The organism is Pseudonocardia yuanmonensis, assembly GCF_039542425.1.
In the GTDB taxonomy this organism is placed as follows: domain Bacteria; phylum Actinomycetota; class Actinomycetes; order Mycobacteriales; family Pseudonocardiaceae; genus Pseudonocardia; species Pseudonocardia yuanmonensis.
On the sequence record NZ_BAABIC010000016.1, the window covers coordinates 137,218 to 163,281 of the forward strand.

Annotated in this window: 26 protein-coding genes and 2 pseudogenes; 9 read left to right on the forward strand and 19 right to left on the reverse strand. The window is 69.9% G+C overall.

Going from position 1 to position 26,064, the window contains the following annotated elements; all coding sequences use genetic code 11:
- Positions 1–174: 174 nt before the first annotated feature.
- Genes ABD990_RS22870 through ABD990_RS22880 form a run of 3 tightly spaced genes read left to right on the forward strand, consistent with a single transcriptional unit; the run spans position 175 to position 3,957 of the window.
- The gene (locus tag ABD990_RS22870; RefSeq protein ID WP_345382776.1) at positions 175–1,506 is read left to right on the forward strand and encodes an MFS transporter; all 1,332 of its coding nucleotides are present in this window, start codon (positions 175–177) and stop codon (positions 1,504–1,506) included.
- A gap of 50 nt (positions 1,507–1,556) precedes the next feature.
- Positions 1,557–2,678 carry an LLM class flavin-dependent oxidoreductase gene (locus ABD990_RS22875; RefSeq protein WP_345382777.1) on the forward strand — a complete coding sequence of 374 codons (1,122 nt, stop codon included), beginning with the start codon at positions 1,557–1,559 and terminating at the stop codon, positions 2,676–2,678.
- Positions 2,679–2,712: 34 nt separating this feature from the next.
- Positions 2,713–3,957 carry a flavin-dependent oxidoreductase gene (locus tag ABD990_RS22880; RefSeq protein WP_345382778.1) on the forward strand — a complete coding sequence of 415 codons (1,245 nt, stop codon included), beginning with the start codon at positions 2,713–2,715 and terminating at the stop codon, positions 3,955–3,957.
- 77 nt (positions 3,958–4,034) lie between these two features.
- On the opposite strand, the gene ABD990_RS22885 is transcribed toward ABD990_RS22880, so the two are convergent.
- On the reverse strand, positions 4,035–5,423 hold the full coding sequence (locus tag ABD990_RS22885) for a M24 family metallopeptidase (RefSeq protein WP_345382779.1): 1,389 nt from the start codon (positions 5,421–5,423) through the stop codon (positions 4,035–4,037).
- A gap of 221 nt (positions 5,424–5,644) precedes the next feature.
- On the opposite strand from ABD990_RS22885, the gene ABD990_RS22890 reads away from it, so the two are divergent.
- Positions 5,645–6,424 (forward strand): IclR family transcriptional regulator, encoded by a 780-nt coding sequence (locus ABD990_RS22890; RefSeq protein WP_345382780.1) that lies wholly within the window; start codon positions 5,645–5,647, stop codon positions 6,422–6,424.
- Positions 6,425–7,116: 692 nt separating this feature from the next.
- Here ABD990_RS22890 and ABD990_RS22895 read toward each other — a convergent pair.
- Complete coding sequence (locus ABD990_RS22895; RefSeq protein WP_345382781.1) at positions 7,117–7,281, reverse strand: hypothetical protein; 165 nt, start codon at positions 7,279–7,281, stop codon at positions 7,117–7,119.
- A gap of 180 nt (positions 7,282–7,461) precedes the next feature.
- On the opposite strand from ABD990_RS22895, the gene ABD990_RS22900 reads away from it, so the two are divergent.
- Positions 7,462–7,920, forward strand: a complete 459-nt coding sequence (locus ABD990_RS22900) for a transposase (protein WP_345382782.1) — start codon at positions 7,462–7,464, stop codon at positions 7,918–7,920.
- 185 nt (positions 7,921–8,105) lie between these two features.
- On the opposite strand, the gene ABD990_RS22905 is transcribed toward ABD990_RS22900, so the two are convergent.
- The 3 genes from ABD990_RS22905 to ABD990_RS22915 form a co-directional block, all read right to left on the reverse strand.
- Positions 8,106–8,846 carry an SDR family oxidoreductase gene (locus ABD990_RS22905; RefSeq protein ID WP_345382783.1) on the reverse strand — a complete coding sequence of 247 codons (741 nt, stop codon included), beginning with the start codon at positions 8,844–8,846 and terminating at the stop codon, positions 8,106–8,108.
- A gap of 117 nt (positions 8,847–8,963) precedes the next feature.
- On the reverse strand, positions 8,964–9,296 hold the full coding sequence (locus tag ABD990_RS22910; protein ID WP_345382784.1) for an FCD domain-containing protein: 333 nt from the start codon (positions 9,294–9,296) through the stop codon (positions 8,964–8,966).
- Between the two features lie 24 nt (positions 9,297–9,320).
- The gene (locus ABD990_RS22915; RefSeq protein WP_345382785.1) at positions 9,321–9,767 is read right to left on the reverse strand and encodes a winged helix-turn-helix transcriptional regulator; all 447 of its coding nucleotides are present in this window, start codon (positions 9,765–9,767) and stop codon (positions 9,321–9,323) included.
- A 146-nt stretch (positions 9,768–9,913) separates the two neighbouring features.
- On the opposite strand from ABD990_RS22915, the gene ABD990_RS22920 reads away from it, so the two are divergent.
- Both ABD990_RS22920 and ABD990_RS22925 read left to right on the forward strand, forming a co-directional pair.
- On the forward strand, positions 9,914–10,303 hold the full coding sequence (locus ABD990_RS22920) for a tautomerase family protein (protein ID WP_345382786.1): 390 nt from the start codon (positions 9,914–9,916) through the stop codon (positions 10,301–10,303).
- A 200-nt stretch (positions 10,304–10,503) separates the two neighbouring features.
- Positions 10,504–11,862 (forward strand): MFS transporter, encoded by a 1,359-nt coding sequence (locus ABD990_RS22925; protein ID WP_345382787.1) that lies wholly within the window; start codon positions 10,504–10,506, stop codon positions 11,860–11,862.
- A gap of 601 nt (positions 11,863–12,463) precedes the next feature.
- On the opposite strand, the gene ABD990_RS22930 is transcribed toward ABD990_RS22925, so the two are convergent.
- The 9 genes and pseudogenes from ABD990_RS22930 to ABD990_RS22970 form a co-directional block, all read right to left on the reverse strand.
- Positions 12,464–12,643 (reverse strand): peptidase associated/transthyretin-like domain-containing protein, encoded by a 180-nt coding sequence (locus ABD990_RS22930; RefSeq protein WP_345382813.1) that lies wholly within the window; start codon positions 12,641–12,643, stop codon positions 12,464–12,466.
- Positions 12,644–12,728: 85 nt separating this feature from the next.
- A complete protein-coding gene (locus tag ABD990_RS22935) occupies positions 12,729–13,067 on the reverse strand; it encodes a dioxygenase family protein (protein ID WP_345382812.1) in 339 nt (112 codons plus the stop codon).
- Positions 13,067–13,162: pseudogene (locus tag ABD990_RS34625) on the reverse strand (protocatechuate 3,4-dioxygenase subunit beta); the annotation flags it as partial. The gene ABD990_RS22935 and the pseudogene ABD990_RS34625, both read right to left, overlap by 1 nt.
- Positions 13,120–13,554 carry a hypothetical protein gene (locus tag ABD990_RS22945; protein ID WP_345382788.1) on the reverse strand — a complete coding sequence of 145 codons (435 nt, stop codon included), beginning with the start codon at positions 13,552–13,554 and terminating at the stop codon, positions 13,120–13,122. The pseudogene ABD990_RS34625 and the gene ABD990_RS22945, both read right to left, overlap by 43 nt.
- Before the next feature lie 266 nt (positions 13,555–13,820).
- Positions 13,821–14,525: an alpha/beta hydrolase gene (locus ABD990_RS22950; RefSeq protein WP_345382789.1), complete on the reverse strand. Its 705-nt coding sequence runs from the start codon at positions 14,523–14,525 to the stop codon at positions 13,821–13,823.
- A 48-nt stretch (positions 14,526–14,573) separates the two neighbouring features.
- Positions 14,574–15,077, reverse strand: coding sequence for an SCO family protein (locus tag ABD990_RS22955; protein WP_345382790.1), 504 nt, complete (start codon positions 15,075–15,077; stop codon positions 14,574–14,576).
- Positions 15,074–16,684, reverse strand: a complete 1,611-nt coding sequence (locus ABD990_RS22960) for a linalool dehydratase/isomerase domain-containing protein (RefSeq protein WP_345382791.1) — start codon at positions 16,682–16,684, stop codon at positions 15,074–15,076. Before ABD990_RS22960 ends, ABD990_RS22955 begins: the two co-directional genes overlap by 4 nt.
- Positions 16,685–17,152: 468 nt before the next feature.
- Entirely contained in the window at positions 17,153–17,596 is a 444-nt protein-coding gene (locus ABD990_RS22965) for a nuclear transport factor 2 family protein (RefSeq protein WP_345382792.1), read from the reverse strand.
- Between the two features lie 532 nt (positions 17,597–18,128).
- On the reverse strand, positions 18,129–18,293 hold the full coding sequence (locus tag ABD990_RS22970; protein ID WP_345382793.1) for a hypothetical protein: 165 nt from the start codon (positions 18,291–18,293) through the stop codon (positions 18,129–18,131).
- A gap of 348 nt (positions 18,294–18,641) precedes the next feature.
- Between ABD990_RS22970 and ABD990_RS22975 the strand changes: the two genes are divergently transcribed.
- On the forward strand, positions 18,642–18,911 hold the full coding sequence (locus tag ABD990_RS22975; protein ID WP_345382794.1) for a winged helix-turn-helix transcriptional regulator: 270 nt from the start codon (positions 18,642–18,644) through the stop codon (positions 18,909–18,911).
- Positions 18,853–19,269: pseudogene (locus tag ABD990_RS34495) on the forward strand (AMP-binding protein); the annotation flags it as partial. The gene ABD990_RS22975 and the pseudogene ABD990_RS34495, both read left to right, overlap by 59 nt.
- 887 nt (positions 19,270–20,156) lie before the next feature.
- On the opposite strand, the gene eda reads toward ABD990_RS34495, so the two are convergent.
- The 5 genes from eda to ABD990_RS23000 all read right to left on the reverse strand — a co-directional run bounded on the left by eda (position 20,157) and on the right by ABD990_RS23000 (position 25,878).
- Positions 20,157–20,810, reverse strand: a complete 654-nt coding sequence (eda, locus tag ABD990_RS22980; protein ID WP_345382795.1) for a bifunctional 4-hydroxy-2-oxoglutarate aldolase/2-dehydro-3-deoxy-phosphogluconate aldolase — start codon at positions 20,808–20,810, stop codon at positions 20,157–20,159.
- Entirely contained in the window at positions 20,807–22,735 is a 1,929-nt protein-coding gene (gene edd, locus ABD990_RS22985; protein ID WP_345382796.1) for a phosphogluconate dehydratase, read from the reverse strand. Before edd ends, eda begins: the two co-directional genes overlap by 4 nt.
- Positions 22,736–22,793: 58 nt before the next feature.
- The gene (gene zwf, locus ABD990_RS22990; protein ID WP_345382797.1) at positions 22,794–24,311 is read right to left on the reverse strand and encodes a glucose-6-phosphate dehydrogenase; all 1,518 of its coding nucleotides are present in this window, start codon (positions 24,309–24,311) and stop codon (positions 22,794–22,796) included.
- 98 nt (positions 24,312–24,409) lie between these two features.
- The gene (locus tag ABD990_RS22995) at positions 24,410–25,108 is read right to left on the reverse strand and encodes a transaldolase family protein (protein ID WP_345382798.1); all 699 of its coding nucleotides are present in this window, start codon (positions 25,106–25,108) and stop codon (positions 24,410–24,412) included.
- Positions 25,018–25,878 carry an FGGY-family carbohydrate kinase gene (locus tag ABD990_RS23000; RefSeq protein ID WP_345382799.1) on the reverse strand — a complete coding sequence of 287 codons (861 nt, stop codon included), beginning with the start codon at positions 25,876–25,878 and terminating at the stop codon, positions 25,018–25,020. Before ABD990_RS23000 ends, ABD990_RS22995 begins: the two co-directional genes overlap by 91 nt.
- Positions 25,879–26,064 lie beyond the last annotated feature (186 nt).

Below are 26,064 nucleotides of genomic sequence, written 5' to 3' on the forward strand. Positions count from 1 at the left end.
CTCCGACGGGTGCCGCCCAGAACGTCGGTACCGTTCGATCCGGTCAGCCGCACCACCCGCTGCGCACCCGCCGCCGGCGACGGCACGCCGGGTCGGTCCTCGTGGCCGCCGGCCCCCACCTCCAGACCGACGGTCCCGCCCCACCCCGTCCGATTGAGTCCAACGGAGTTCTCAATGACCAGAGTTCCGACCAACGCCGACGTCGCCGACTCCTCGGCCCCACCCCGTGCCCGCCGGCGCACGCTGACGCTGACCGCCATCGGCAACGTCTTCGAGTGGTACGACTTCACGGTCTACGGCTTCTTCGCCCCCGCGATCGCCGCGACTTTCTTCCCCAAGCAGGACTCCCTCGCCGCCCTGCTCTCCACCTTCGTCGTCTTCGTCGTCGGGTTTCTGGCCCGGCCGCTCGGTGGCCTGATCTTCGGCCGACTGGTCGACCGCAAGGGTCGCAAGACGATCATGCTCTTCTCGATGTTGCTGATGGCGACCGGATCGTTGCTGATCGCGATCGCACCGGGCTATGTCACCGCCGGTGTCCTCGGCACCCTCATCGTGGTCGTCGGCCGCCTGTGCCAGGGGCTCTCGGCCGGCGGGGAGCAGGGCTCCGCCGGGATGTTCCTCGTCGAGTGGGCGGGCACGGGCCGCCGGGCCTTCTTCGGCAGCTTCCTCAACGCCGCGGCGACGACCGGTGTCCTGCTGGGTGCGCTCCTCGGCGCCCTGCTCACCACGACACTCGGGACGGCGACCGTCAACGCCTGGGCGTGGCGCATTCCGTTCTTCCTCGGCGCAGCACTGGCCCTGGTGGTCTTCTTCCTGCGTCGGGACGTCGAGGAGTCCCCCGTGTTCGAGGAGATCCGCGCCGCGCACCGCTCGGCGGAGGAGACGCAGGCCGCCGCCGCGCCCGTGAAGCGCCTGCCCAACGGCGCCGTCTTCGTCGTCGTCCTCGGCTTCATCGCCCTGTGGACCACGACGACCTTCATCACGCTCACGTACATGCCCACCTTCGCCTTCGCGATCGTGGGGGTCAACGCCTCGGGCTCGCTGTGGGCCACCGCACTCGGTGCGGGGCTGACGGCGGCGCTGATCCCGGTCGGCGGCTGGATCTCCGACCGGGTCGGCCGACGGCCGGTGATCCTCTTCTCCGGCATCGGTTACCTGGTCCTGGCCGTCCCGTTCTTCACGCTCGTCGCGACGACCAAGGAGTTCTGGTCGGTGCTGCTGCTCGAGTTCGTGCTCGCCTTCTTCTCGGCCCCCATCCTGGGCATGGGTGTCGCGCTGATCGTCGAGATGTTCCACGGGCGCAACCACGGCTTCCTGGTCACCTTCACCATGGCGGTGGGCGTCACCCTCTTCGGCGGCTTCGGCCCCTACATCTGCACCTGGCTGATCAGCGTGACCGGCAACCCGGTCTCCGCGTCCTACTGGGTCGTCGCGGTGTCGGTCCTCACGCTCATCTCCGCATTCTTCATCCCGCGAGATCTGCACACCCGCGAGCTCGCGCGATGAGCCGCACCTGCGCGTCCCGACGCGACGTCCGATCTAGGAGAGACGGCTACATGCTGAGCAAGAACACTTTCCAGCTGGGTCTGTTCGCCCTCAACTGCTCCAACGGCATGACCATGACCAAGGCGCCGGAGCGGTGGCTGAACACCTGGGACAACAACGTCCGGGCCGCGCAACTGGCGGACGACGCGGGGCTGGAGTTCCTGCTCCCGGTCGGCCGGTGGCGGGGGTACGGCGGCGAGACGAACAGCCAGAACAGCAACTTCGAGCCGATCAGCTGGGCGACCGGCATCCTGGCCCACACCTGGCGGATCCGGGTGTTCAGCACCACCCACTGCGCGCTGATCCACCCCGTCTTCGCCGCTAAGCAGATGGCGACGGCGGACCACGTCGGGCGCGGGCGCTTCGGGCTCAACATCGTGGCGGGCTGGAACGCCGCGGAGTTCTCGATGTTCGGGCAGTCGCTCAAGGAGCACGACGACCGGTACGCCTACGCGCAGGAGTGGCTGGACGTCGTCAAGAAGGTCTGGACCGAGCCGGACCCGTTCGACCACCAGGGCCGGTTTTTCGACCTGAAGGGCGTGGAGGGCCAGCCCCACCCGGTCGGCGACCCGGTCATCATGAGCGCGGGCATCTCCTCCGCCGGGAGCGCCTTCGCCGCCCGCAACGCCGACGCGCTCTTCATGGTCATCAACGACCTCGACAGCATGGGGGAGAAGGTGGCCGAGGTGAAGCGCATCAACCCCGGCCGCCCGTTCGGCGTCTTCGCCAGCAGCCACCTGGTCTGCCGGCCCACCCGCGCGGAGGCCGAGGACTACTACCACTACATCGTCGACGAGATGGGCGACTGGGAGGCGGCGGACAACATGGCGGCCGGCCGTCTGACGGCCCAGTCGTCCACGGCGGAGCAGCTGCAGGCGCACGCCATGAAGCGGCGCAACATCGGCGGGTCCGGAACGTGGCCCGTGGTGGGCAGCTACGACGACGTCGTCGACATGTACGCGCGCCTGAGCGCCGCCGGCCTGCAGGGCGTCGCCGTCGGTCTCATCAACTACATCGACGAGTTCCCCCACCTGCGCGACGAGGTGCTTCCCCGGATGGAGCGGGCCGGCCTGCGGCAGCCCGTCGCTTCCGAGGGTCGGGACGACCCGGCGCGGACGAAGGCCTACGCGTAGGCGACGGGACGAGGAGACAGGGAGAACCTCGCGAATGAAGGTAGTGGTTGTCGGCGGCGGCATCGGCGGGCTGACGCTGGCGCTGTCGCTCCGGGCGCGCTTCGACGACGTGGACGTCCACGTCTACGAGGCCGCCCCCGTGTTCAAGCCGTTGGGGCTGGGCATCAACCTGATGCCGCACTGCGTCCGTGTCCTGACCCAGCTCGGGCTGGAGGACGCGCTCGCCGAGGTGGCCGTCGAGGCGCAGGAGTTCGTCTTCGCCACCCACAACGGCCAGATCATCTACCGCGAGCCGACCGGGCGGTACGCGGGGCACCCGTACCGGCACTTCTCGGTCCACCGGGGCGACCTGCACACGGTGCTGCTGAACGCCGTGCTCTCCCGGCTCGGGGCGGACCACGTGCACACCGACCACCGGCTGGTGGGCCTCACGCAGGACGAGGCCGGTGTCAGGGCGACCTTCCGGGACTCCGCGGGCGGCGCGATCGCGCCGGTCGAGGGCGATGTCCTGATCGGCTGCGACGGGGTGCACTCGGTGGTGCGCAAGACGTTCTACCCGGACGAGGGGGCCCCGGTCTTCCACGGCATCAACATGTGGCGTGGGGTGACGCGGATGCCGCCGTTCCTCAGTGGAGGGAGCGCGACCCGCATCGGGGCCCTCTTCCTCACGGGCAAGCTCGCCGTGTACCCGATTCGCGACGCCATCGACGCCGAGGGCAACCAGCTCGTCAACTGGATCGCCGAGGTCAACACCGAGGAGCAGGCGCCCGTCGACTGGAGCGCGGCCGGCGACATCGACGACTTCCTGCACTACTTCGAGGACTGGAAGTTCGACTGGCTCGACTGCGGCGAGCTGCTCCGCAAGGGCGAGAACGTGCTCTCCTACCCGATGGTCGACCGGGACCCGGTCGACCGGTGGACCTTCGACCGGGTGACGCTCCTCGGCGACGCGGCGCACCCCATGTACCCGCGCGGTGGGAACGGTGGCGCGCAGGCCATCCTGGACGCCGAGGCGCTCGCGAAGGCGTTGGAGGCGGCCGCGGACCCACGGGACGGGCTGGTCGCGTACCAGGAGGAGCGGCTGCCGGTCGTCAACAACCTCGTGCTGACGAACCGCACCACACCGCCCGACACGATCATCGAGGTCGTGGAGCAGCGGACGAACGGCGAGCCGTTCGAGAACCTCCACGACGTCATCTCGCAGGAGGAGATCGAGGAGATCAGCCACCGGTACCAGCGTGCGGCCGGTTACGACAAGGAGACCGTCGCGCGGAGGTGAGTCCGCCCCCCGGCGAGAACGGAAGAGGGACGCAGCCCCCGGGCCGCGTCCCTCTTCCGTTCTCACCGGGGGGCGGCTCAGCTGACCCCGAGCACCTTCGGGGGGTTCACGAGGACCTCGGCGCCGCCGGGACGGACGACCATGCTGCCGCCGTACATCAGGCCGACGTCGGAGCGCCACGACTGGTCGTGGAGGTCGATGTTGTTGCCGAAGTGCATCCCCTCCTCGAGCACGAGGTGGCCGATCCGCGCGCCGTTGAGCGAGTCGGAGCCGAAGCCGGGCTGGTAGACGACGGTGGGGAACTCCGGCGAGGCCAGGCCCATGGCGTGGAAGCCGAGCTCGATCCAGTTGACCCCGGCCCGGTCGGCGGGCTCGCGGATCTCGCGCAGCGCCTCGTCGATCGTCCTGCCCGGCACCAGCGCGGCCCGGCTGGCCTCGAAGCACTCCAACGCGACGTCGAAGAGCCGGCACAGCGGGTCGGGCACGCGCGATCCGATGTGGCAGCTGTACTCGGTGTGGACGAGGTAGCCGCCGTACTTGGTGTGCCACTCCGCGACGATGAGGTCACCCTCGTTCAGCGGCCGGGTCGTCGGCACCATCGGCTGGTCCGACCCGTGCAGCAGGTGCCAGAGCTCGCTGTCCGGGTGCTCGGCGGGCCCGGAGGCGAAGAGGTTGAAGATGTTCGGCTCGCCGCCGTTCGCGATCTGCGTCCGGATCATCTCGGCGTAGACCTCCGCCTCGGTGGCGCCGGCGCCCGCGGCGGTCACGAGGGCCTCGACGGTCTTCTCCGCGACCACCGCCGCGGAGCGGAGCATGCCGATCTCCTCCTCGCTCTTGATCACACGGAGCCGCTGGAACGCGTAGCCGAAGTCGACGAGCCGGGCGTCGGGGAGGAGCGCCTCCAGTGTCGCCTGCTCGCCGGAGAGGATCGTCGAGGTCGTCTGGATCGTCGAGGAGAAGCCGACCAGGCCGATCCGCGCGCGGCCGAGGCCCCGGTCCCTGAGCTCGGCGGCGAGCTCGGGGATCCCGTGGCCGATGCGGATGTCGTCCACCCAGCCGTGCAGCGCCTCCTGGAAGTGGAAGGGCTGGCTCATGTGGGCCACCGCGTTGTAGAGCACCGGGTCCCGGTCCAGGAAGAACAGTGCGCTCGAGCCCATCTTCGCGCCCGTGCCGGTGAGGTAGCGGATGTTCGCGATCCCCATGTCCCAGTAGATGTCGTTGCCGAGCAGGACGAGCGCGTCGACACCCGCCATCAGCATGTCCTTGCGCAGCGCGTCCCAGCGCCGGTCCCGTTCCGCGAGGCTCAGGTGGGGGTGGTGGTCGCCGGGGTCCTTCGACGGCCGGGCGCCCCGGGGGATCGGGTGGGGCGGGAACGGGGGGAGGAGGCCGAGGGCCGTGACCTCGGGTCCGAGGTTCGCCGGGATACCGGTGACGAACTCGATGTTCTCGTTGCCTTCCGTGGCCATGGGTCCTCGTTTCCTGATCGATGTCGAGCCCTCTCATCGTGACCGCGCGAGGGGTCGCGGGCGCCGAACTTCTGCTCGGTGGAATCGGGCCGGGGCCCGCCTCCGCGACGGCCCCGTCCTTGTCGCCGGGCCACCCGTGGGGGAGGATCGTCTCCTCTTCCGGAAGGGAGGTCGGGGCCATCACGCAGGGCAACCTCGAGTACCACAGGCCGGCGTACGCCGTGAACTCGATCGACAACGCTCTCCGGGCCATCCACATACTCCGCGACTTCGGCTCCGCACGGATCTCGGACGTCGCGAAGGTCCTGGGTGTCGCCGACTCGACGGCGCACCGGATCATGGCGATGCTCGTCTTCCACGGTTTCGCGGTGCAGGACGACGACCGGCGCTACCGCGCCGGCCCGGCCCTGAGCGCGCCGGTCCTCTCCTCGGAGCTGGCCCGCGACATCCAGGAGCTCTCCCTCCCGACGCTCGGTGCGCTGGCGAACAGGTACGGCGAGACGGTGTGCCTCGCCACCCGCGTCGGCGTGCACACCCGCGTCCTCGTCTCCGCCGAGCCGGAGGATCCCGACCACGTGCCCGAGCGGACCGGGAACGTGCTTCCCGCCCACCTCAGCGCCGCCGGACGGGCGCTCCTGGCGCTGCTGCCGGTCGAGAAGGTCGAGCACCTCTACCGCAGCACCGCCGCCGAGGCCCGCGGATCCCGCCTCCCGGACCGCGAGTACCGAATCCTGCTCGCCGAGTGCGACAGCACCCGCAGGCGCGGGTTCTCCCTCTGCCTGGAGAGCATCAACAAGGGTATTTCGGCCGTCGCGGTCGCCGTCACCTCGCCGCGTACGCCGCCCGTCGCGATCGTCGTCAGCACCCCGGCGGGACGCCTGGTCGAGCTGTACCGGACGCCCGAGCGGCGCGCCCCGCTGTTCGACGCCCGGGACGAGCTGGCCGCAACGCTCGCAGTGAAGCTCGAGCCGAGGGAGCCGCCCTCGCATCTGACCGCCTGAGGACCTTTTCCCGGAGACCAGCCCCTCAGACCGGTCCGCCCGCCTCCTACGGTCGACGGTGAGGGATCGGCTGCGGGCTCGTGCGGGATTCGAGGAGCGGGAGCCCGTGGGGCTCGTCGATCGGTCCGGGACGATCACCGCTGTGCCCCGGACCGGCGGGTTCCGCTTCATCGACGCGTTCGAGAATGCCGCCGCCGGCAATGGGATGAGCCTGTCGGACACCTCGTGCCGTTGCTGCGGACATCGGCACGGACATCATCAGGATCCGGGGCTTCCGTCGGTGCGCCGTCCGCAACGCCGCGGCCGAGCACCCCGACGCCATGGATCGCGACAGGCACGGGAGCGCTGCGTTGGAGACGGGCAGCACCGGCAAGCCACCGCGATGGGGATGTTGAGGACGGCGACGTCGAGGACCAGCCAAGAGATCGTTCTGGGACACGTCGTGGACGCAGTGGCGTGGCTCCCGCGTTCTCCTGCTCGAGCTACCCGGCCCGTCCGCGCAGCGCGGGTTCTCCGCCTCCAGGTCGCTCCCGCCGTGGGCGGCGCTTCCGGGGGGCCGGGGTTGGTGATCGACTGGTTGCCCTGGCGGGCCACGGCGATCACGTCGCGGTGGAACTCCTTCGGGGACGGTTCGGGCACGAGGCGTTCCTCTCGTCGACGGACCCCTCCGCTGCCGCGCCGGGAGCCGGGGATCAGCGGCGAGCGCCGAGAAGTGGGCCGCCGAGGGTCCGGGTCATGGCGCGTGCGGTGGTGGAGACGGCCGCTGTGACCCGCGCCGGCTTGAGCCGGTTCACCCAGCTGGCGATCGAGACGGCGGCGACCGCGGTCCCGGTCGGGCCGAGGACCGGCGCCGCCACGCCACTCCGGGCGCGGATTCCTCGTGCTCCTCGGCGATCCGCTGCGGCGGACCTCCTCGAGCTCGCGGCCGAGAAGACCCGGGAGGATCACGGTGCGAGGGGTTCTCCTGGTCAGCCCGGCATCGAGCACTGCCGTGAGGCGTTCCGGAGGCCCGAAGGCCAGCAGCGCCTTGCTTCAGGATGACCCGCGCCGCGCGGGAAGGTCCAGCCCCTACCGCGGCGGCGTTCGCCTCCTACTGCGGGACGGCACCGATCGAGGTCTCCAGCGGCGACCGCGCCCGGCACCGGCTGTCCCGGCAGGGCGATCGTCAGCTCAACAACGCCCTGCACACCATCGCGCTGACCCAGGTCCGCATGCCCGGTAGCCGCGGACGTGCCTACTACGACCGCACCATCGCCCGCGGCAAGACCCACACCGAGGCGATGCGCTGCCTGCGACGTCGCCTCACCGACCACGTCTGGCGGACCATGATCAGCGACGAGCGACGGATGGCGGCGGGCCCGGGAGGGCAAGCGGGAGCGACTCTGACATCCAGCGCGGTCGGCCTGATCCCGGAAGCCGACTCTTCGGAGAGGCCACTTCCCGGACCCGCCACGCTCCAGCCAACGACGTCGACGCCACCCTCTCCGGCGGCTTGACAGAACACAGAGGAACCCCCGCTTGCTCGGAGATCGACGATCATGGCCGAAGGGCCGTGTAAGGAGTCTCCGTGGCAGCACCGAAGAAGTACCCCGACGAGCTGCGTGAGCGCGCCGTCCGCCTCTATCGGGAGTCCGACCCCAAGCCGGTGACGTCGGCTGGCCGAGCAGCGTCCCTCCTGGCCTCAGCCCTGCCGAGTGGGGCGGATCGTGATGTCGCCGATCTCGACGTCGTCGGGTTGTTCGATGGCGAATGCGACGGTCCGGGCCACGGCTTCGGGTGCAATGCCGAGCTTCGCCATGGCCTGCTGAGCCGCCTCGCGCCGACTCGGGTCGTCGATCTGGTCGACCAGCTCGGTGCGGACGTAGCCTGGCGAGACGGAGGTGGTTCGCAGGGTCCCGTCGGTGGACTCCTGACGGAGTGCCTCGAGAAGGGTGCGCACGGCGTTCTTGGTGCCTGCATAGACGGCTTGGGTCGGCACGATCTTCAGACCCGATGTGGAGACGATCGTGACGAGATGTCCGTGCCCCTGGCGGCGGAACACCGGTAGTGCGGCGGCGATCCCGTACAGGACACCGCGCAGGTTGACGTCGATCATTGCGTCCCAGTCGTCGACGTCGAGATCTGCCACGGGCGCCGTTCGGGCGACGCCCGCGTTGCTCACGAGCGCATCAAGACGCCCGTACTGCTCGACGGCCAGGCCGACGAGTTTCTCGAGATCGCCTCGCACGGTGACGTCGGCCTCCTGGGTCACCGCGCGGCCGCCTGCGGCGCGGATCAGCGCCGCTTGAGACTCGAGGCGGTCGCCCCGCCGCGCGCCCAGGACCACGGCAGCCCCACGAGCCCCGAGTTCCAGGGCCGTCGCTGCGCCGATGCCACTGCTGGCTCCGGTGATGGCGATGACCTTCTCGTCCAATGTGCCCACGGGCTTCTCCTTGCTGCTGCGGACACCTGAGCGCGCTCTTGGGCGCAGAACGGTGTCGGTGACGGGTGATGGATGACTGCGGAACGCCGCGGCCGGGGCTCGTTCTCACGGTGGCGGTCACGAGTCGGGAGATCCCGACACCTCATGGGGAGTGGCGCCGGCGGCCCCGGCCCCCGATGTGTCCTCCGACCGGTCTTGCCGTGCGTGCTCGAAGCTGCGCGCGAGCAGTTCGCCAGCCTTGACGACATGGTCCCGCATCGCACTTCGGGCGGCGCCCTCGTCCCGACGACGGAAGGCCTCGATGATCTTTTCGTGGTCGACGAGGGTCGCGTCGAGCCAGCCCGCGATCGGAGGATCGTAGGAGTAGGGGATGTACCGTTCCGCGAGCTCGGCGAGCCACTGGACCTTCCGTGAGTCTGCCGGGCGAGGGGCCTGGAAGAGGTCATGCACGGAACTCCAGGCCGCGAGTCGGAGCTACCAAGCGTCCGGCTGGAACTCTGCGGTCATGTCGCGCCAGGACACGGGCTCGGCGCAGTGTGCGCAGGCCAGGCGGGGCTCGGCCTCGTGTCCGCAGCCACGATGGATCAAGCGCACCGGCGGGACGTCGTTCTTGTACTTGTCTCCCCAGGCCATGACGGACACCAGCACCGGATACAGGTCGGCGCCCTTGGCGGTGAGGCGGTACTCGTGCCGCACGGGCTGTTCCTGGTACTGCACCCGCTCCAGGACTCCCTCCGACACCAGCACCCGGAGCCGGTCGTTGAGCACGTTGCTGCCGAGGCCGAGCTTGGCGCGGAAGTGGTCGTAGCGGCGCTCACCGCGGAAGCATTCGCGCAGGATCATCATCGTCCACCGCTCACCGATCACCGACCAGGTGCGAGCGACGGAGCAGTAGAGGTCCTCCAGCTCGTCGTGCTTCACCCGCCCAGTGTACGGCATCTCCCTAATCTCGAATCAAGGACATTTTTCGAGTCCCAGCAGCTTGCTGCGGGGCTTCCGCGCTGGCTACTCTCACACTCCGTTCGAGTCCGACCGGCCTCGAACCACACAGTTCGTGGAGGTCGTCGGTGCCCTACTACCAGTTCATCGTCCCCACCGGTGGCGCGACGCTCCGCCACAAGGCCGAGGTCGCCGAGGCGATGACGAAGGTCCACAGCGAGGTGACGGGCGCCCCCGGCAAGTACGTGCACTGCGCATTCGTCGAGGTCGCCGCCGACAGCATCTACGTCGCCGGGAAGCCGACCGACGGACCGCGAATGGTCGGGCTCATCCGCGACGGCCGCTCCACCGAGATCCGGGCGAAGCTCATCCACGGGATCGCGGACGCCTGGTCCGCGATCACCGGGGATGAGAAGGAAGACCTGGCAATCTTCATCGAGGAGATCCCGGGTGCCAACGTGATGGAGGACGGCACGATCCTGCCCGAGATCACGAACGAGCCCGGCGCCATCTACTGACAGCTCGTCCCCGCCCGCAGCCGTGCTGCGGCGAGACCGGTAGATCGCCGTCGGTGACGTCGGCGAGCCGGGCCCCTTGTGAACCCGCCGCATATGCGCGGCGGGTTGGCGGCCATTGCCGTTCGGTCGCCTGCCCTGCCCTGCGCAACGAGATCGTGCCTTCGGTCCCGTTCTCGCCATGTCTCGATGAGGAGATCGTCATGGGAAACCAACTGCGACGCCCACCTGCGGCGTCGATGCGCCGCATCGCGATCGCGAGCTGCGCCGGCACGACCATCGAGTTCTACGACTTCTTCATCTACGGCACCGCCGCGGCGCTGGTGTTCCCGAAGGTGTTCTTCCCGGCGTTGGGATCGGCAGCCGCGACGGTCGCCTCGTTCGCCACCGTCGCGGTCGCCTTCATCGCCCGCCCGGTCGGCGCCGTCCTCTTCGGCCACTACGGCGACCGGTTGGGTCGCAAGCGAACACTGATCTCCACGCTGCTCCTGATGGGCACGGCGACAGTTCTGATCGGGTTGCTACCAGGGTCGGCTAGCATCGGGGTGGCCGCGCCGATCATCCTGGTGGCACTGCGGTTCGCCCAGGGGTTCGCTGTCGGTGGCGAGTGGGCGGGCGCGACCCTGCTGACCGCGGAGTACGCCCCCAAGGAGAAGCGCGGCTTCTACGGCGTGTTCCCCCAGGTGGGACCGGCCATCGCCTTCGCCCTGTCCAGCGGCACCTTCCTCGCCACCAGCCTGATCATGGGTGACTCGAACGAGGCGTTCCTCGACTACGGCTGGCGGATCCCCTTCCTGTTGTCGGCCCTGCTGGTCGCCGTCGGGTTCTACATCCGGATGAACATCGACGAGACCCCCGCGTTCAAGGCTGCCAGGACCGCCGCTCAGGCAGCGGATGCCGCGCCCAAGCGCCTCCCGTTCGTGGAGGCCGTCCGCAGCCAGCCCCGTGAGGTCCTGCTCTCGGCCGGTTCGCTGACCCTGCTGTTTGCGTTCTTCTACATCGGCACCGCGTACGTCACCAGCTACGCCACCGCCCCCGGTGGCGCCGGCCTGTCGCGCCCGGTCGTGCTCGGCGTCGGCGTGGGCGCCGCCGTGGTCATCGGGTTCGTCATCGTGTTCGCCGGCGTCCTGTCCGACCGCTTCGGTCGCCGCCCGGTCATGATCCTCTCCGCCGTCCTGGGCATCGGCTGGTCACTGGCACTGTTTCCGTTGATCGACACGGGCTCGGCGTTTGCGTTCGCGATCGCGCAGACCGTCACGCTGGCGATCTTCGCGGTGGCCTACGGGCCTGCGGGGTCGTTCCTGCCCGAGCTGTTCGCGCCACGGCACCGCTACACCGGCGCCGGGTTGGGCTACAACATCGGTGCCCTGGTAGGTGGGGCGATCCCACCGCTGCTCGCACCGGGTATCGTCGCTTCCTTCGGGAGTTTCGGGATCGGTCTGCTGCTGTCGTTCCTCGGGGTGATCGCCTTGTTCTCCACCTTGGCGCTCAAGGAGACCCGAGGGCAGGCCATGGCCCACGAGCAGCCCGCCGCCACCCCGCAGGCCGATCCGATCGGCTGACCAACGCGTTGCGCCAGGCGGGCGAGCGCGTCCGGCGGGTGCCGCCGCTGGTGCTCGCCGAAGGCCAGGTAGGACAGGAGGAGGCCCGCGGCCCTGCACCGGTGCGCGGCAAGAAACGCGAACACCCCGCCCTCGGGCAGCAGATGCCCGGCCACCGATCTCTCCAGGTCGCCGCCGCGGGTATCACCCGCAGCCTGTCCGCCCGGAACTGATCCGTGCGTCACCGGGCGAGGTGCCCCGGGTAGGTCAGGAAGACCGTCTCGGCCTCGTTCTGCAGCCGGATGTCGAAGCCGAGCCCCAGTTCGTCGGGCACGTACATCGGGGTTTGCGGCCCGCTCCCCGGTCGCGGTCAGCACGGCGTCGGGCTCGGCCCCGTCGAGCGGCAGGTACGCGCGGGTCATCAGGCGGTTCAGCAGCCCTCGCGCGAACACGGGTGACCGCGCAGAACGGCAGCGCTCCGCCGCCCACCGTGACCGACGTGAGCGTGGTGAAGCCGTAGTGGCCCGTCCGGTCGGGGCTCGCCCGCCCGAACCCGGAGAAGAGGTGCCCGTCCCGGCGCAGCGAGCCCTGCGCGCGGCACCGGGCCGCGCGGGTTGGCCTGCTAGACCTCGACCAGCACGTCCGGCACTCCCGCGCCGTCCCCGTCCATGACGGCGCCGTGAGGATGGACGGAGCCCGGGGTGCCGACGGCGACGAGGTCGCCGTCACCGGGGTAGAGAAGCGCGTAGTGGAAGAAGGGGCCCACGGTCTGGCCGGGGGTCGGGGTGAGGGCGCCGGTCACCGGGCCTCCTCCTGGTCGAGCGGGGTGGAGTGCGAGCCGGCCAGCACGATGTCCCGGTGGTAGCCGGTGGCCCACTCGTGCGTCGTCAGGTCGTGGTCGTCCGTCGCGACGCGGCGCTCGGGGCCTTCGGGTCGGTGGTCGACTGGAAGATGGGGTCCAGGCGAAGGTGCGGGTCCCCGGGGAAGTGCCTCTGCGTGACGAGCCGCTGGGTGAAGTCGTTGCCGAAAAGCGAGAAGTGGATGTGCGCGGGTCGCCAGGTGTTGTGGTGGTTGCGCCACGGGTATGGGCCCGGCTTGATCGTGGTGAACCGGTAGGTGCCCTGGTCGTCGGTGAGGTACCGGCCGACGCCGGTGAAGTGCGGGTCCAGCGCGGCCGGTGCTGGTCGCGCTCGTGGATGTAGCGGCCGCCCGCGTTCCCCTGCCAGATCTCGACGAGCTGGTTGCGGACCGGTCGCCCCTTACCGCGCACCTGTCCGGTCACGACCATGCGCTCGCCGATGGGCTCGCCACCGCGCTGGATGGTGAGGTCGACCTCGAGCGGGTCGACGTCCCGGCCACCGAAGCACGGCGCTCACAGCTCGACGCCCTCGGGATCGACCTGCACCGGGTCCTTCGTGGGTGGCGCAGCAGGCTGCTGCGGTAGGGCGGGTAGCCCAGCCGGGGCTGGGTCTCCTCCTGCCCGCTGCGCTCGTAGTCGTGGGCGATCCGGGCGATCTCGGCCGAGATCGTCTGCTGCGTCGTCAGCCCGGTGCGGGGATCGACCACGGACTCCGTGGTATCGCGGCGCGCTCGGTGTGGGCGCGTGGCCCATTTCCGTTGCGCCGCAACGGCATCATCGGCTGCAGCGGCCGCGTCGTCCGCGCTCGCCAGACCCACCGAGCCCAGCACGGCACCGGTCGCGGGCTCGCGCACCTCGTGGGATACACCGCCGGGGACCGTCCAGGTCTCCGCGTAGACCGGGTCCCGCCACGACGCGGCATCGAGGAGACCACCGAACCTCCAAGTGAAGAGTTATCAGCAACTCTGATGATCGGCATCGACGGTGATCCGTCGAGCGGTGCGGGCACGCCCTGCGCTCATGACGTTGCCCCGTGGGCGCTCGAGCACCCACGGGGCAACGTCCTGCGCTACCCGTGCCGGACCGCCGGACGGTCACGGCACCGAAATCGCTCCCCGCGTCAGCCGTGCACCGCTGCGGCGGTCGGGTGCGCACCTCCCTGAGCGTTCGTGATCAGGTCCGCCACGACCTGCGGGTGGGACGCCATCGGGGTGTGACTGCTGGTGATCTCGATGCGGTGGGTGGCCCGCTGGGACATCATCCGCTGGAACTCCGGCGGGATCGCCTGGTCCTGGTCACAGATCAGGTAGGTGCTGCCGATCGAGCGCCACGCCGCTCCGGACAGCGGCTCGGAGAAGGCCGCCGCGGTCTGTGCCGTCAGCCGCGCCGAGTACTCGGCGGCCAGGTCCGCTGGCAGGTCACCGTAGAAGACGGACTCCGCTGAGGTCGCCCGGACGACGCCCCGCTCCGGGTCGAGCTCCTGCCAGTCCGGGAGCACACCCTCCACGAGCCCGACCACCGACTCCCCGACGTCGAGCATGAAGGCACAGAGATAGACCAGGTGCCGGACCGACGGCAGCTCCAGCGCCGCCTCCGTGATCACCACCCCGCCGTACGAGTGGCCCACGAGGACGGTGTCCCGGTCCTCCGCTAGGACGGCCTGGCGGACGACCTCCACGTCGTCACGGAGACCACCACCCTTGCCGGCGCTCGGCAGATCCACGAGGACGGGGTCGATGTCCCGTGCCCGCAGGAGCGGGAGCACTGGCTCCCACGTCCACGACCCGTGCCATGCTCCATGAACCAGAACCGCGCGTCGTGCCATCAGATACACCTCGTTGTGTGTCGGTGACGTGTTGTCGGGGTGGCGCCGTCAGGGAGCCGGTGTGCTGCAGAGCTCGCGGATCCGGGCGGCGATCTCGTCCGCGGTGAGGACGTCCGGGAAGTGCGCGAGGTAGGCGGCGCCGGGATCGAGCAGATAGGTCAGCGCCGTGTGCGGCACCGCGTAGCCCTCCGGGTCCTCCGGGTCGGCCCCGCGACCGGCGTAGACGCGGAAGGCCGAGCGGGCCGCCTCCGCGGCTTCCGGGCTGCCGGTCAGCCCGAGGAACCGCGGGTACGACTCCTCGAGGAAGGCGCACATGACCTCCGGGGTGTCCCGCTCCGGGTCCACGGAGACGTAGATCGGCTGGATCCGCTCGGCCAGCGGCCCGAGGTCGTCGAGCACGGTGCTCAGCTTCCCCAGGACCGCCGGGCACACGATGCGGCAGTGGGTGAACCCGAAGAAGACCAGCTGGTAGCGCCCCGCGAAGTCCTGTTCGGTCACGGCCCTGCCGTGGTGGTCGACCAGCGCGTAGCGGGGGACGACGGCGGTGCTCACGCTGCCCTCCAGCTCATCTCGATGTCCCTGTGCCCGTGGACGTGCAGGGTGAGCCGCAGCTCGTCGTCGACGCGCCCGAGCTGGGTCGTCCCGTCGGTCGTGACCACGGTGGTGTCGTCGCCCTCGGCCACGACCGCCCCGTCGACCGTGAGCGTCCACGGTCCGCGGCCCCATACCCGCGACAGCGCAAGCTCGGTGCTGGTGTCCGACACGCCGTGCATCGGGCTCACCGTCAGCTGCAGACGGCGCGCCTCCTCGTGGTACCAGGCACGCCGCACGTCCACCGAGTCACCGATTCCGGTCAGCGCGGGCCGCGAGCGCTCTCGGTCGGTCCACGGGCGGTCGAACACGGTGTGCAGCCCGTCGGCCACGTTGAGCCGCGCGTAGGAGAACGTGGCGTTGCCGACGATCGGCGGCACCGCGACGAAGTGGCCGGCCTCGTCGTACGTGTCGTCCCGCCGGGGGTAGTGCAGGCCACCGTTCTCCCACTGCGGGTTCATGTACCGGTCCGCATGCCCGAGCAGCCCGTCGACGACCTCGCGATCCCCCATCTCGGAGGCCCACGCTGCCAGCCACCCGATCTCGCCGAGGTTGCCGACCTCCACCAGCTCGTCGCTCCCGGGCATCCGGGAGAGGTTGCGGACGGAGATCAACCCGTCGTCGCCCCGGTCGAGCCACTTCTCGATGGAGGTCTGGTACGTCTCCCGGACGAGCTCGGGGCGCCACATGTTCATCAGCATCCCGAGCCAGCCGTCGGTCCAGGCCAGGTCCTGGTCTAGCAGGATGTCCTTCGGCTGCAGCTCGTTGCGCTGCACGACGTAGCTGTTGAAGTGACCGTTCGCGTTGACGTTGCCGCCGAACCGCTCCCACGCCGCGACGTAGCCGCGAGTGACCTCCTCGGCGGTCTCGCCGCCGTAGAGGTGGTCGTGCAGGCGGAAGCCCAGGATGGGGACCTGGTTGCAGATCTGGAACACGCAGAACGGCTCACACGCCACGCCGAGGTAGCCGTTCTCGACCATGTTCCAGTAGATGCGCTCGTTGAGCGACCGCTGGTCGTACTCGAACCGCTCGTGACGGTCCTTGCCCCACAGAACCGGCCGCATGTCGAAGGCGAGCGATCCGGGCTGCTCGTACTTGCGGTCGTCGAACAGCATCGTGTACATCAGCGTCATGACCTGCAGGTAGGCGCTGTACATGATGTTGTCGACCGCGACAGGGTCCGTGCGGCTCGGGAGCCGGGGCAGGACGAAGGGCCCGTAGCCGCCCTGGGTGCTGGTGTCCCGCCAGTAGCTCCACGCGGCGGGATCGAGCATCTTCTGGATGAGCCGGTCGAGCTGGCCCTGGAAGACCGCGGGCGCGGCGGGCAGCCGATGGTAGTGCGCGAGCGCCATCGCCAGGCTCATGTAACCCAGCTGGTAGCGGTAGGAGCTGAAGTCCTCCTGGAACGGCAGCGGACCAGCCATGTTCCGCCAGTCCCCCTTGGGGAGTCGCGACAGATTGTCGACGTGCCGGATGTGCCCGACCTGCTCGTCGGAGAGCTCTGGCGCCTGGAGCCCCGTGCCTCCGCGCGCTCCCGCTGCGACGGGGTGACCGATCGTGCTTGTCATGTCCACTCCTCGGTGGGTCGCCAGTAAGCTGAAAATGAATCATGTTCGAGTTAGGTGGGACACCGCGCCCCGGCCCGACCCCTACCAGGAGCGGCTGAACAAAAGGTGATGCCCACAGCGGAGCTGACCGCCTAGATCGATCGATGAAGGCTCATGCGGTGGTCGTCTCCATCCACCACCTCCACGGACGCAGCCCACTCGGACCAAAGCTCGCGGACCGGATCCATCAACGACTCGGCAACTCCTCGCGTCGAGCGACGGCATCCGTGGCTCCGCCGAGGCTGTCGTCGAGGGCTCGCAGAGCGTTGGTGGAGCGAGACAGCAGCCCGTGATGAAGGCCCGCGAGTTCATGGTCTGGCTCGGCAACGCTCAGAAACTGCGGGAGCGCCTCGAACCGCCGGGTCGGCGGGCGCGATCAACCCGGTCACCCGGCAATCGGCAGCTCATCCGGAAAGAAGGTCCTGCCTTTCACTCCCCGAACGGCGTTGCTGCTCCACCGGGCATCACAGCCCGATCGTAGTACTCCCGACATGAGACGATCTTGAGTTCTGGGTCCAACACGAGAACGGCGACCGAACGACCACTGAAGGGCTTGCCCGTGGCCTTCATCTTTCCGCCGCCGAGGTCGTCGCCGGAGAAGGTGCCTCGTCCGGTCACCTCCACGACCACGAACCCATCACCGGTGTGAACGTCGTCAACCGACATGACGAAGTCCGGGACGGCTGCTCGCCAGAGACGGTGATGGGTAGCGATCAGGCCGTGCCCTCGGCGTCGCACCCCGAAGGTCACGTCGAAGTACTCGCCATTCTCGGCGTAGAGGTCAACGAACGCTTCCGGGGTCGGCGCGCTCCAGGCGTCGGCCCACTGCTGGGCAATATCGGCCGGCGTGCTGGTCGTGCGGATGGCGGACAAACGGATCCTCCCTATTCTGTGCGCTCAAGAGTCGGTCCGGCATGCGGGCGAAGCCGCTCCTGTGGTCAGTCCCGGAAATGCCGCGAACCACTCGTCGTCGCCACCCGGGTCGGGCAGAACTCGGCCGAACCGGGCGACGCTGGGGCCGGGATGTCGGAGAGGTAGACCCACACGTAGAGCGGGCCGACCTGGACGTTCCGAAGACTTCCACCGTGATCCGCTCCAGCAGACCCTGCCGTCTCGGGAGGGGCATGTCGGCTGGGAGCGCGACGACGGTCGGCTCCCCGCTGCGAGCGGGGGATGAGCGCCGTGCCACCACGGCCACGGCCGGCCCGACGCGATCTCAATTGGACACCTCGGCAAGTGCGTCGTTCCATCGATCGCGGACCGACCGCCCCGGTCAATCTCTCGGCCTGCCGACGACTCTCCGGAACGGAGAACGGGCGGAAGTCCACCCGAGCGGCGACGCGGCCCTGAAGTCGATCCACTCGGCGCCGTCGGCCCTGGCGGGTGTCGGCGAGGTGGATCGAGCTCAGTAGATGGCGCCCGGGTCGTCCGTGATCTGGGGCAGGATCACGCCGTCCTCCATGACGTTGGCGCCGGGGATTTCCTGGATGAAGATCGCCAGGCTCTCCTTGGCGTCCCCGGTGATCGCGCACCACGCGTCGGCGATCTCGTGGGTGAGGTTCCCTCGCACCTCTGGAGAGCGGCCGTCGCGGATGAGCCCGACCATTCGCGGTCCGTCGCTCGGCTCGCCCTTCACGAAGATGCTCCCGGACGGGACATCCACGAAGGCGCAGTGCACGTTTCACCCCGGAGCTCCGGTGACTTCGCTGTGGACCTTGGTCACCGCCGTGGCGATCTCAGGCTTGTGCTGCACCGTCCGGCTGTCCACGGAAGCGGTGAACTGGTAGTAGGGCATCTGATGACCTCCGTGGCCGGTGAACATCGGGCAGAGTCAGACTCGAATCGAGTCTGATGCTGGCATATCCGACGACTCAAGGGCAAGCAGCTGGGACTCGAAAGGTGTCTTAGAGTTGTGCTCGTGAAGCACGACGAGCACGAGGGGCTGTGCCGCTCGGTCGCTCGCGCCTGTGCGGTGATCCGCGAGCGGTGGACGATGATGATCTTGCGCAAGTGCTTCCGTGGTGAGCGCCGCTACGAGCACTTCCGCTCGAAGCTCGGCCTGGGCGGCAACGTGCTGAACGACCGGCAGCGAGCCCCCCTCCGCCACGCCCGACCTCGTCTCGGGGCTGCTGCCGACCTCCGGCACCAGCGGCGCCCCGAAGCTGGTGCAGCTCACGCACCGCAATGACGTCATGTCCGCCGAACGACTCGCGCGCAACGGCGGCTATCTGAGCACCGACCGGCACTACCTCTGCACGCCGTTCTTCCACGCCAACGCGCAGCTCTACCTGTGCGCCCGCCCTTCGTCACGGGCGACTCGATCGCGATCGTGCCCCGTTTCAGCGCGAGCACCTGGTTCGACGCCGCCCGCCGCACCGGCGCCGCGATCGCCTCGATTGTCGCCCGCCGATCCAAGAGTCCACATGCGCCAGATCTACGGACAGACCGAGTCCGTGACCGGCGTCCTCGGCGGATCGCCGTGGGAACTTGATGACCGCGCAACGATCGGTCGCCCGTTCCTCGGCGTCGACGGCGTCCGCCTGGTCCGCGACGACGGTTCGGACGCTCCGGACGGCGAGCCGGGGGAGCTGTGGGTCCGCGGGAGCCCGGGTAACACGCTCATGCTGGCTACCTCGACGCTCCCGATGCCACCACTGCGACCCTCGTCGACGGCGAATGGCTGCGGACGGGCGACATCATGGTCCGGCACCCGAACGGCCGCTTCGAGTTCCGCGGCCGCGGCATGCACATCATCCGACGTGGCGGGGAGAACATCTCGACCTACGCGCTGGAGATCGATCTCCAGGCGGCGCCTGGTGTCACGAGCACCTCGGCCGTCGTGGTGTCCCGGACGAGACCCGGGAGCACAGCTCATTCCCGAGGACGGGGAGTGGGCGTGTGATCATGCGGGAGCTTTGACCGCTCATCTGTGCGAAGATCGTACGAGCTTCAGGCGAAGCACGATTTTCCAGCGGGTGATACGAGCTGTTTTATACCCGCGACCATTCGGATCGAGGCTGCCAGCGGGCAGCCAAGCCCAGCAGTGCAGCGCTGGGGTCGTAGTCCAGGCCCGACCGGCTGAGACGCTGGACTTCGTGAGGAGCAAACCCGCGACGATGTCAGCAACGGCTCCGACTCCAACACGTCCCGCAGGCTGTTGCGGACGGTACGCCACACCGCTGCCAACGGCTCCGCAGCCGTGCATAGTGGACCTCTTCGGGTCGCTTGCCGCCGAATCCACAGGGCCGGGCCGATCGGCGGCGCGAGCCGGTCCGCGACCTCGCTCGTCAGGGCGAGCAGCGGCAGCTTCCCGTCGTCGCCAGGCCTACGTGAGAACCTTCAGCGCCTCGCCCACTCATCTCCGCCGCACGCTCGAGACCATCAAGGCCAGGACGCCGGCAGCCGATGAGCACGTCTTACCGTCGTTGCATTGTCATGCGGCCGTCCGGAGGGATGATGCGGCGGCGGCCAACGTGCTGATGCCGTCCCAGTCGCGACGGTTCAGGGCATCGGCGGGGGTGAGCCAGGATCCGCCGACGCAGCCGACGTTGGGCTGCGTCAGATAGGTCGCCGCTGTTCGGGGCGTGATCCCTCCGGTGGGGCAGAACCGCAGGTCGGGTAGGGGTCCGTGGACGGCGCGGAGGAGGGCGGTCCCGCCGACCACTTCGGCCGGGAAGAGCTTCATCTCGGTGATGCCGCGCTCGGCGACGGCCAGCATCTCCGAGATCGTGGCGGTCCCGGGCAGGAACGGCAGGCAGGAGTCCTCGAGTGCGTCGAGCAGGCCTGGGGTGGCGCCGGGGCTGACGAGGAACTGGGCTCCGGCGTCGCGCGCCTCGGTCACGTGCGCGGGGGCGCGAACCGTGCCGACGCCGACTGTCATGCCCGGGACCTCGGCGGTGATCCGGCGGCAGGCCTCCAGGGCTGCGGTCGAGCGGAGCGTGATCTCGATGGCGCGCAGGCCTCCCGCGAGGAGGGCCCGCGCCAGGGGGACGGCGAGCTCGGCGTCGGGGATGACGACGACCGGGAGGACCGGGGCGAGGTCGAGCGGCGAGACGACCTCGGGGGTCGTCGTGGTTCGGGTGTTCATCGCACACCACCTGCGGCCGCGCTGTCCATTCCGGTGTAGCCGGAGGCGGATCGAGCGACGAGTGCTCCGGTGTCCGCGGGGCCGACCGCGGTGCGGAATGCTGCGAAGAGCTCCCGCCCGGCCCCGGTCGCCTCGTCCAGCGAGGTCGTCGCCGGGGGTTGACGCGTCTCGAGGTCGGTGAGGACGTCCAAGCGGCCGGTGCGGGTGTCCAGCGTGACCGTGTCGCCGTCGCGGATCAGGGCGAGCGGTCCTCCCGCTGCTGCCTCAGGGGTGCAGTGGATGGCTGCCGGGATGGCGCCGGAGGCACCGGACATGCGTCCGTCGGTGACGAGGGCGACGCGTTGGCCGCGGGAGCGCAGCACCCCGAGGACGGGGGTGAGGCTGTGCAGCTCAGGCATCCCGTTGGCCCGGGGACCCTGGTAGCGCACGACGGCGACGAGGTCTCCGGTCAGCTCACCGGCGTCGAAAGCGGATGTGAGGTCGGCCTGGTCGTCGAAGACGCGGGCCGGGGCTGTGATGACGCGGTCTGTGTCGGCGACGGCGGACACCTTGACCACGGCGCGGCCGAGGTTGCCGTGCAGCATCCGGAGGCCGCCGTCCGGCGCGAAGGGGTCGTCGATCCCGCGCAGCACCTCGCGGTCGGTGCTCTCCGCGGGCCCGTCGCGCCAGGCCAGTCGATCGCCGTCGAGCCACGGCTCGCGCCGATAGTCGTCGAGCCCCTTGCCGACCACGGTGGTCACGTCGGGATGCAGGAAACCGGCGCCGAGCAGGGCGCCGATGAGCACGGCGGTCCCGCCGGCGGCGTGGAAGTGGTTCACGTCGGCGGTGCCGTTGGGGTAGATCCGGGCGAGCAGCGGCACGACCGCCGAGAGGTCGTCGAAGTCGTCCCAGTTCAGGTCGACACCAGCAGCGGCGGCCATGGCGACCAGGTGCATCGTGTGGTTGGTCGACCCCCCGGTGGCCAGCAGCGCGACCACCCCGTTGACCACGGCGCGCTCGTCGACGATGTCGGCCATGGCTCCGGTGCCCTCGCGGGCGTTGGTCAGGGCCTGCCGGGTCGCGGCAGCGGTGAGGGCCTGGCGAAGTGGTGTGTCCGGCGGGACGAAGCTGGCGCCGGGCAGGTGCAGGCCCATGACCTCCATGAGCAGCTGGTTGGAGTTGGCGGTGCCGTAGAAGGTGCAGGTCCCGGGGCTGTGGTAGGAGCGGGTCTCGGCCTCGAGGAGCTCGTCACGGCCGATCTCGCCCGCTGCGTGGCGGCGCCGGATCCGGCTCTTCTCGGCGTTGGGCAGGCCGCTGCTCATCGGTCCCGCCGGAACGAGGACCGTGGGGAGGTGGCCGAACGCGAGGCCGCCCATGACCAGCCCGGGCACGATCTTGTCGCACACCCCGAGCAGCAGCGCAGCGTCGAACATGTCGTGGGACAGCGCGATCGCCGTGGACATGGCGATGACGTCGCGGCTGAACAGCGACAGCTCCATTCCGGCCCGGCCCTGGGTGATGCCGTCGCACATGGCCGGCACTCCGCCGGCGACCTGGGCGACCCCGCCGTGCCGACGGGCGGCGTCCTTGATCGTGACCGGATAATCGGCGAAGGGTTGGTGGGCCGAGAGCATGTCGTTGTAGGAGGTCACGATCGCGATGTTCGCCGGGGCCTGCTCGGCGGCGGCGCCGATGGTGAGCAGTCGGGATCGGTCGGCATCGCCACATGCCGCGACGCCGTGGGCGAGATTGGCGCAACCCAGCCCTGACCGGGTGGCGCCCCGCGCATGCCGGGTGGCGGCCTCGCGTACCTGCCGGAGGTAACCGGAGCGGCGGTCGGCGCTACGGGTGCGGATTCGCTCGGTCACCTCTCGGACGACGGGGTGGAGATCGGCGGTCGGGAGCCGGCGGCCCGGCCCTTCCGCGGCGTCGCTTGTGGTGGTCATGTCGCGTCGGTCCTCTCGTGGGGGACGGGTGACGGATAGGTGCGGCTGGGCAGAGCGGTCAGTCGTCGCCGTCGCCGTGCCAGGTGCGGCCGTCGCGCTCGATCAGTGCGGTCGCCGCAGCGGGGCCGGAGGTGCCGGCCGGATAGGGGCGTGGGGATCGGGGAGACCCGCGCCAGGAGTCGAGGATCGGTTCCACCCAGCTCCACGCTGCTTCGATCTCGTCGCGCCGCATGAACAGCGTCGGGTTGCCGCGCAGTACATCCATGAGCAGGCGCTCGTAGGCGTCGGGCAGGCGTTGGGCGAATGTGTCGGCGAAGCTCAGGTCGAGGGCGGCGGGGTGCAACCGGATCCCACCCGGCCCGGGGTGCTTCGCCGCGAGATGCAGCCGTACGCCTTCGTCGGGCTGCAAGCGGAGGACGAGGCGATTGGGTGGCGCGGAGGCGCCGTGATCGAGCTGGGGGAACACCGAGTGCGGCACCGGGCGGAACTGCACGACGATCTCGGAGGCCCGTCGGTCCATCCGCTTACCGGTGCGCAGGTAGAACGGCACTCCGGCCCAGCGCCAGTTGTGCACCTCGGTGCGCAGGGCCACGAACGTCTCCGTGGAGCTCGGAGGTGCCGGCGATCCGACGGCCCCGGGGCGCGCCTGCTCGAGCTCGGTGCGGTAGCCGGCAACGGGAGCACCGTCGACGAGTCCCGGTCCGTACTGACCGCGGACAGTGTGCCGGTGGGCGTCCTCGCCGGTGATCGGCGCCAACGCCCGAAGCACCTTGAGCTTCTCGTCGCGCACGGCGTCGCGATCGAGGCGGGCGGGCGGTTCCATCGCGACCAGGCACAGCAGCTGCAGAAGGTGATTCTGCACCATGTCCCGAAGGGCACCGGAGCCGTCGTAGTAGTCCGCCCGGCTCCCGGCACCGACGGACTCCGCGACGGAGATCTGTACGTGGTCGATGCCGATCGCGTTCCAGAGGGGCTCGAACAGGCTGTTGGCGAACCGCAGCACCAGCAGGTTCTGCACGGTCTCCTTGCCGAGGTAGTGGTCGATCCGGAAGATCTGGTCCTCGGTGAACACCTCCCCGACCTCGTCGTTGATCTGCCGGGCCGAGGACAGGTCGTGTCCCAGTGGCTTCTCCAACACCACCCGCGACCGGTCGTCGACCAGGCCGTTGCGGCGGGCGCCGACCGAGACCGGTCCGAACAGCCGCGGTGCGCAGGCCAGGTACAGGACGCGGATCCTGTGGTCGGGCGGGCCCAGGAGCTCGACGAGGTCGCCCCAGTCCTGTGGATCGGTGACGTCGAGCGCGACGTGGTGCAGTCTCCGCAGGAAACGGTGGTCGCGCGATGACGGATCGTCCGACCAGTCCTCGGCGACATCCCGGAGCTCGGCCGAGACCTTGTCCCGGTACCCGTCGTGGTCGAGCCCGGCGCGCGACACTGCCACGATGCGGCTGTCGTCGGCGAGCTGCCCCGCGCGGTCGCGGTGGTGAAGTGCCGGGAGCAGTTTGCGCATCGCGAGATCACCGGTACCGCCGACCACGATCACATCGGCGGAGACGGGCGCGTGTGCGTGCGACATGGACGGCCTCCCTGAGGCGGTCGGTTCGAGCCCGCGGTGGCGGGCCGGGACGCGTATTCGACTCTAGGAGTTACTCTTAGGTACTGGAAGTACGTATCTCAGGATGTGGCAGCGCCCTGTCCGCGAGCGGTCGACACCGCCGGAATCGAGCCAGGCGCAGGCTTCGCGGTGGCGCAGGAGAACTCGGCGACGGCGTCCTCGGTCAGCGACTCCTGGAGCAACTGCTCGGCGAGGTCGGTTCCGAGCGTGAAGGCGTCGACGTCCAGTGCCGCCAGGTCGACGACCTGTTGGACGTCTTTGATGCCGGCGACCAGCACCCGCGTTGCCGTCCCGCGGAGCAGCGTCTGCATGGTCAGCACCTGTTCGCGGCCGTTGCGGCGCGCGGCGCCCATCCGGCCGAGGTAGGGCGCGATCCAGCGTGCGCCGGCGGCGTTGGCCAGGAGTGCCTGCCGTGCGTGGTAGATCGCGGTGACGAGGACGGGCACACCGTCATCCGCGAGCCGACGCGCCGCGGTGAGGCCGGCAACGGTGGCGGGGATCTTGACGACCACTCGGTCGGACAGGCCGCGCAACTCGAGGCCCTCCTGAACCGTGCCGGCCGCGTCGTCGGCGGTGGTCTGGACGAAGACGTGGCCGCAGCCCTGGTCGACGAGCCAGTCGACCAGGGCAGGGCCCTCGTGCTGCCGGATACCGGCGCGGTGGAGGATCAGTGGGTTGGTGGTGACCCCGCCGAACAGGCCGGTCTCCAGGAGTGGCCCGAGGGCGTCGCGGTCGGCGGAGTCGAGGTAGAGGCGCACGGCCAGTCCTTGGAGTCACTGTGGGGAGGGCACGCCCGGCTTCGGTGCCGTCTCGGCGGCGGGTGTCGCGTGGTCGAGTTCGCGCCAGTCGGAAAGCGCTGCCAGACGTCGTTGCGGGAGCGGCGCGGCTCGGTGACGAGCACATCGGTCGGGCGCCAGGCGTCCCGGACTGCGGTGATGTCGGCGGCGTGCAGGACGGCGGCGGCCTGCAGGCATGCTCCTCGGGCGGTCGCCTCCGGAGCGTCGCGCACGACCACGGGCTTCTCCAGGAGGTCCGCGAGGATCTGCCGGTAGGCCTCGGAGCGGGCGCCACCGCCGAGGACGAGTGCGGTGCCGTCGGCGGGTGCCCCGGCCGCCTGGATCGCCAGGTGCCCGCGCCGCATTCCGAGCAGGACGCCCTCGAAGGCGGCGAGGGCGAGGTCCTCCCGGGTGGTGTCGCCGGTGAGGTCCGCGAGAAGCCCCGTGGCATCTGGGAGGTCCGGGGTGCGCTCGCCGTCGAGATAGGCGGCCAGGACCGGGCGATCGGCGCGGGGAGACGCGTCGAGCGCGAGCCGGGTCAGCCCGACCACGTCCACGCCCAGCAGCCGGCTCATCAGGTCGGTGACCTTGGTGCAGTTGAGCGTGCAGGCCAGGGGGAGGTAGCCGCCCGCGGCATCGGCGACCCCGTTCACCAGGCCGGTGGGGTCGTGCACGGGATCGAGCGCGGTGGTCAGGACGCCGCCCGAGGTGCCCAGTGAGTAGGCGACGTCTCCGGCGCGACCCCGATGCACAAGGTGCCGGCGTGCTGGTCGCCGGCACGGGTGCTTCCAGAGAGGCTGGAGAGGGTTCTCGTGGCAGCGTTGTCGCTGGTAGGAGGCCTGAGAGGGGAGTGGTACCCGCTCTACACCCGAGCGGTCGCAGATGCGATCCCTGCCGCGCCCACCCAGTTCAGCACGGCAGTCGTGTTCAGGTTGTCA

Bases quoted from the DNA above. Each gene is read 5' to 3' on its own strand.
- ABD990_RS22925 (WP_345382787.1), top strand. From the start codon at position 10,504: ATGGGAAACCAACTGCGACGCCCACCTGCGGCGTCGATGCGCCGCATC.
- ABD990_RS22950 (WP_345382789.1), bottom strand. From the start codon at position 14,525: ATGGCACGACGCGCGGTTCTGGTTCATGGAGCATGGCACGGGTCGTGG.
- ABD990_RS22885 (WP_345382779.1), bottom strand. From the start codon at position 5,423: ATGGCCACGGAAGGCAACGAGAACATCGAGTTCGTCACCGGTATCCCG.
- edd (WP_345382796.1), bottom strand. From the start codon at position 22,735: ATGACCACCACAAGCGACGCCGCGGAAGGGCCGGGCCGCCGGCTCCCG.
- ABD990_RS22870 (WP_345382776.1), top strand. From the start codon at position 175: ATGACCAGAGTTCCGACCAACGCCGACGTCGCCGACTCCTCGGCCCCA.
- zwf (WP_345382797.1), bottom strand. From the start codon at position 24,311: ATGTCGCACGCACACGCGCCCGTCTCCGCCGATGTGATCGTGGTCGGC.
- ABD990_RS22900 (WP_345382782.1), top strand. From the start codon at position 7,462: ATGACCCGCGCCGCGCGGGAAGGTCCAGCCCCTACCGCGGCGGCGTTC.
- ABD990_RS22880 (WP_345382778.1), top strand. From the start codon at position 2,713: ATGAAGGTAGTGGTTGTCGGCGGCGGCATCGGCGGGCTGACGCTGGCG.
- eda (WP_345382795.1), bottom strand. From the start codon at position 20,810: ATGAACACCCGAACCACGACGACCCCCGAGGTCGTCTCGCCGCTCGAC.
- ABD990_RS22960 (WP_345382791.1), bottom strand. From the start codon at position 16,684: ATGACAAGCACGATCGGTCACCCCGTCGCAGCGGGAGCGCGCGGAGGC.
- ABD990_RS22875 (WP_345382777.1), top strand. From the start codon at position 1,557: ATGCTGAGCAAGAACACTTTCCAGCTGGGTCTGTTCGCCCTCAACTGC.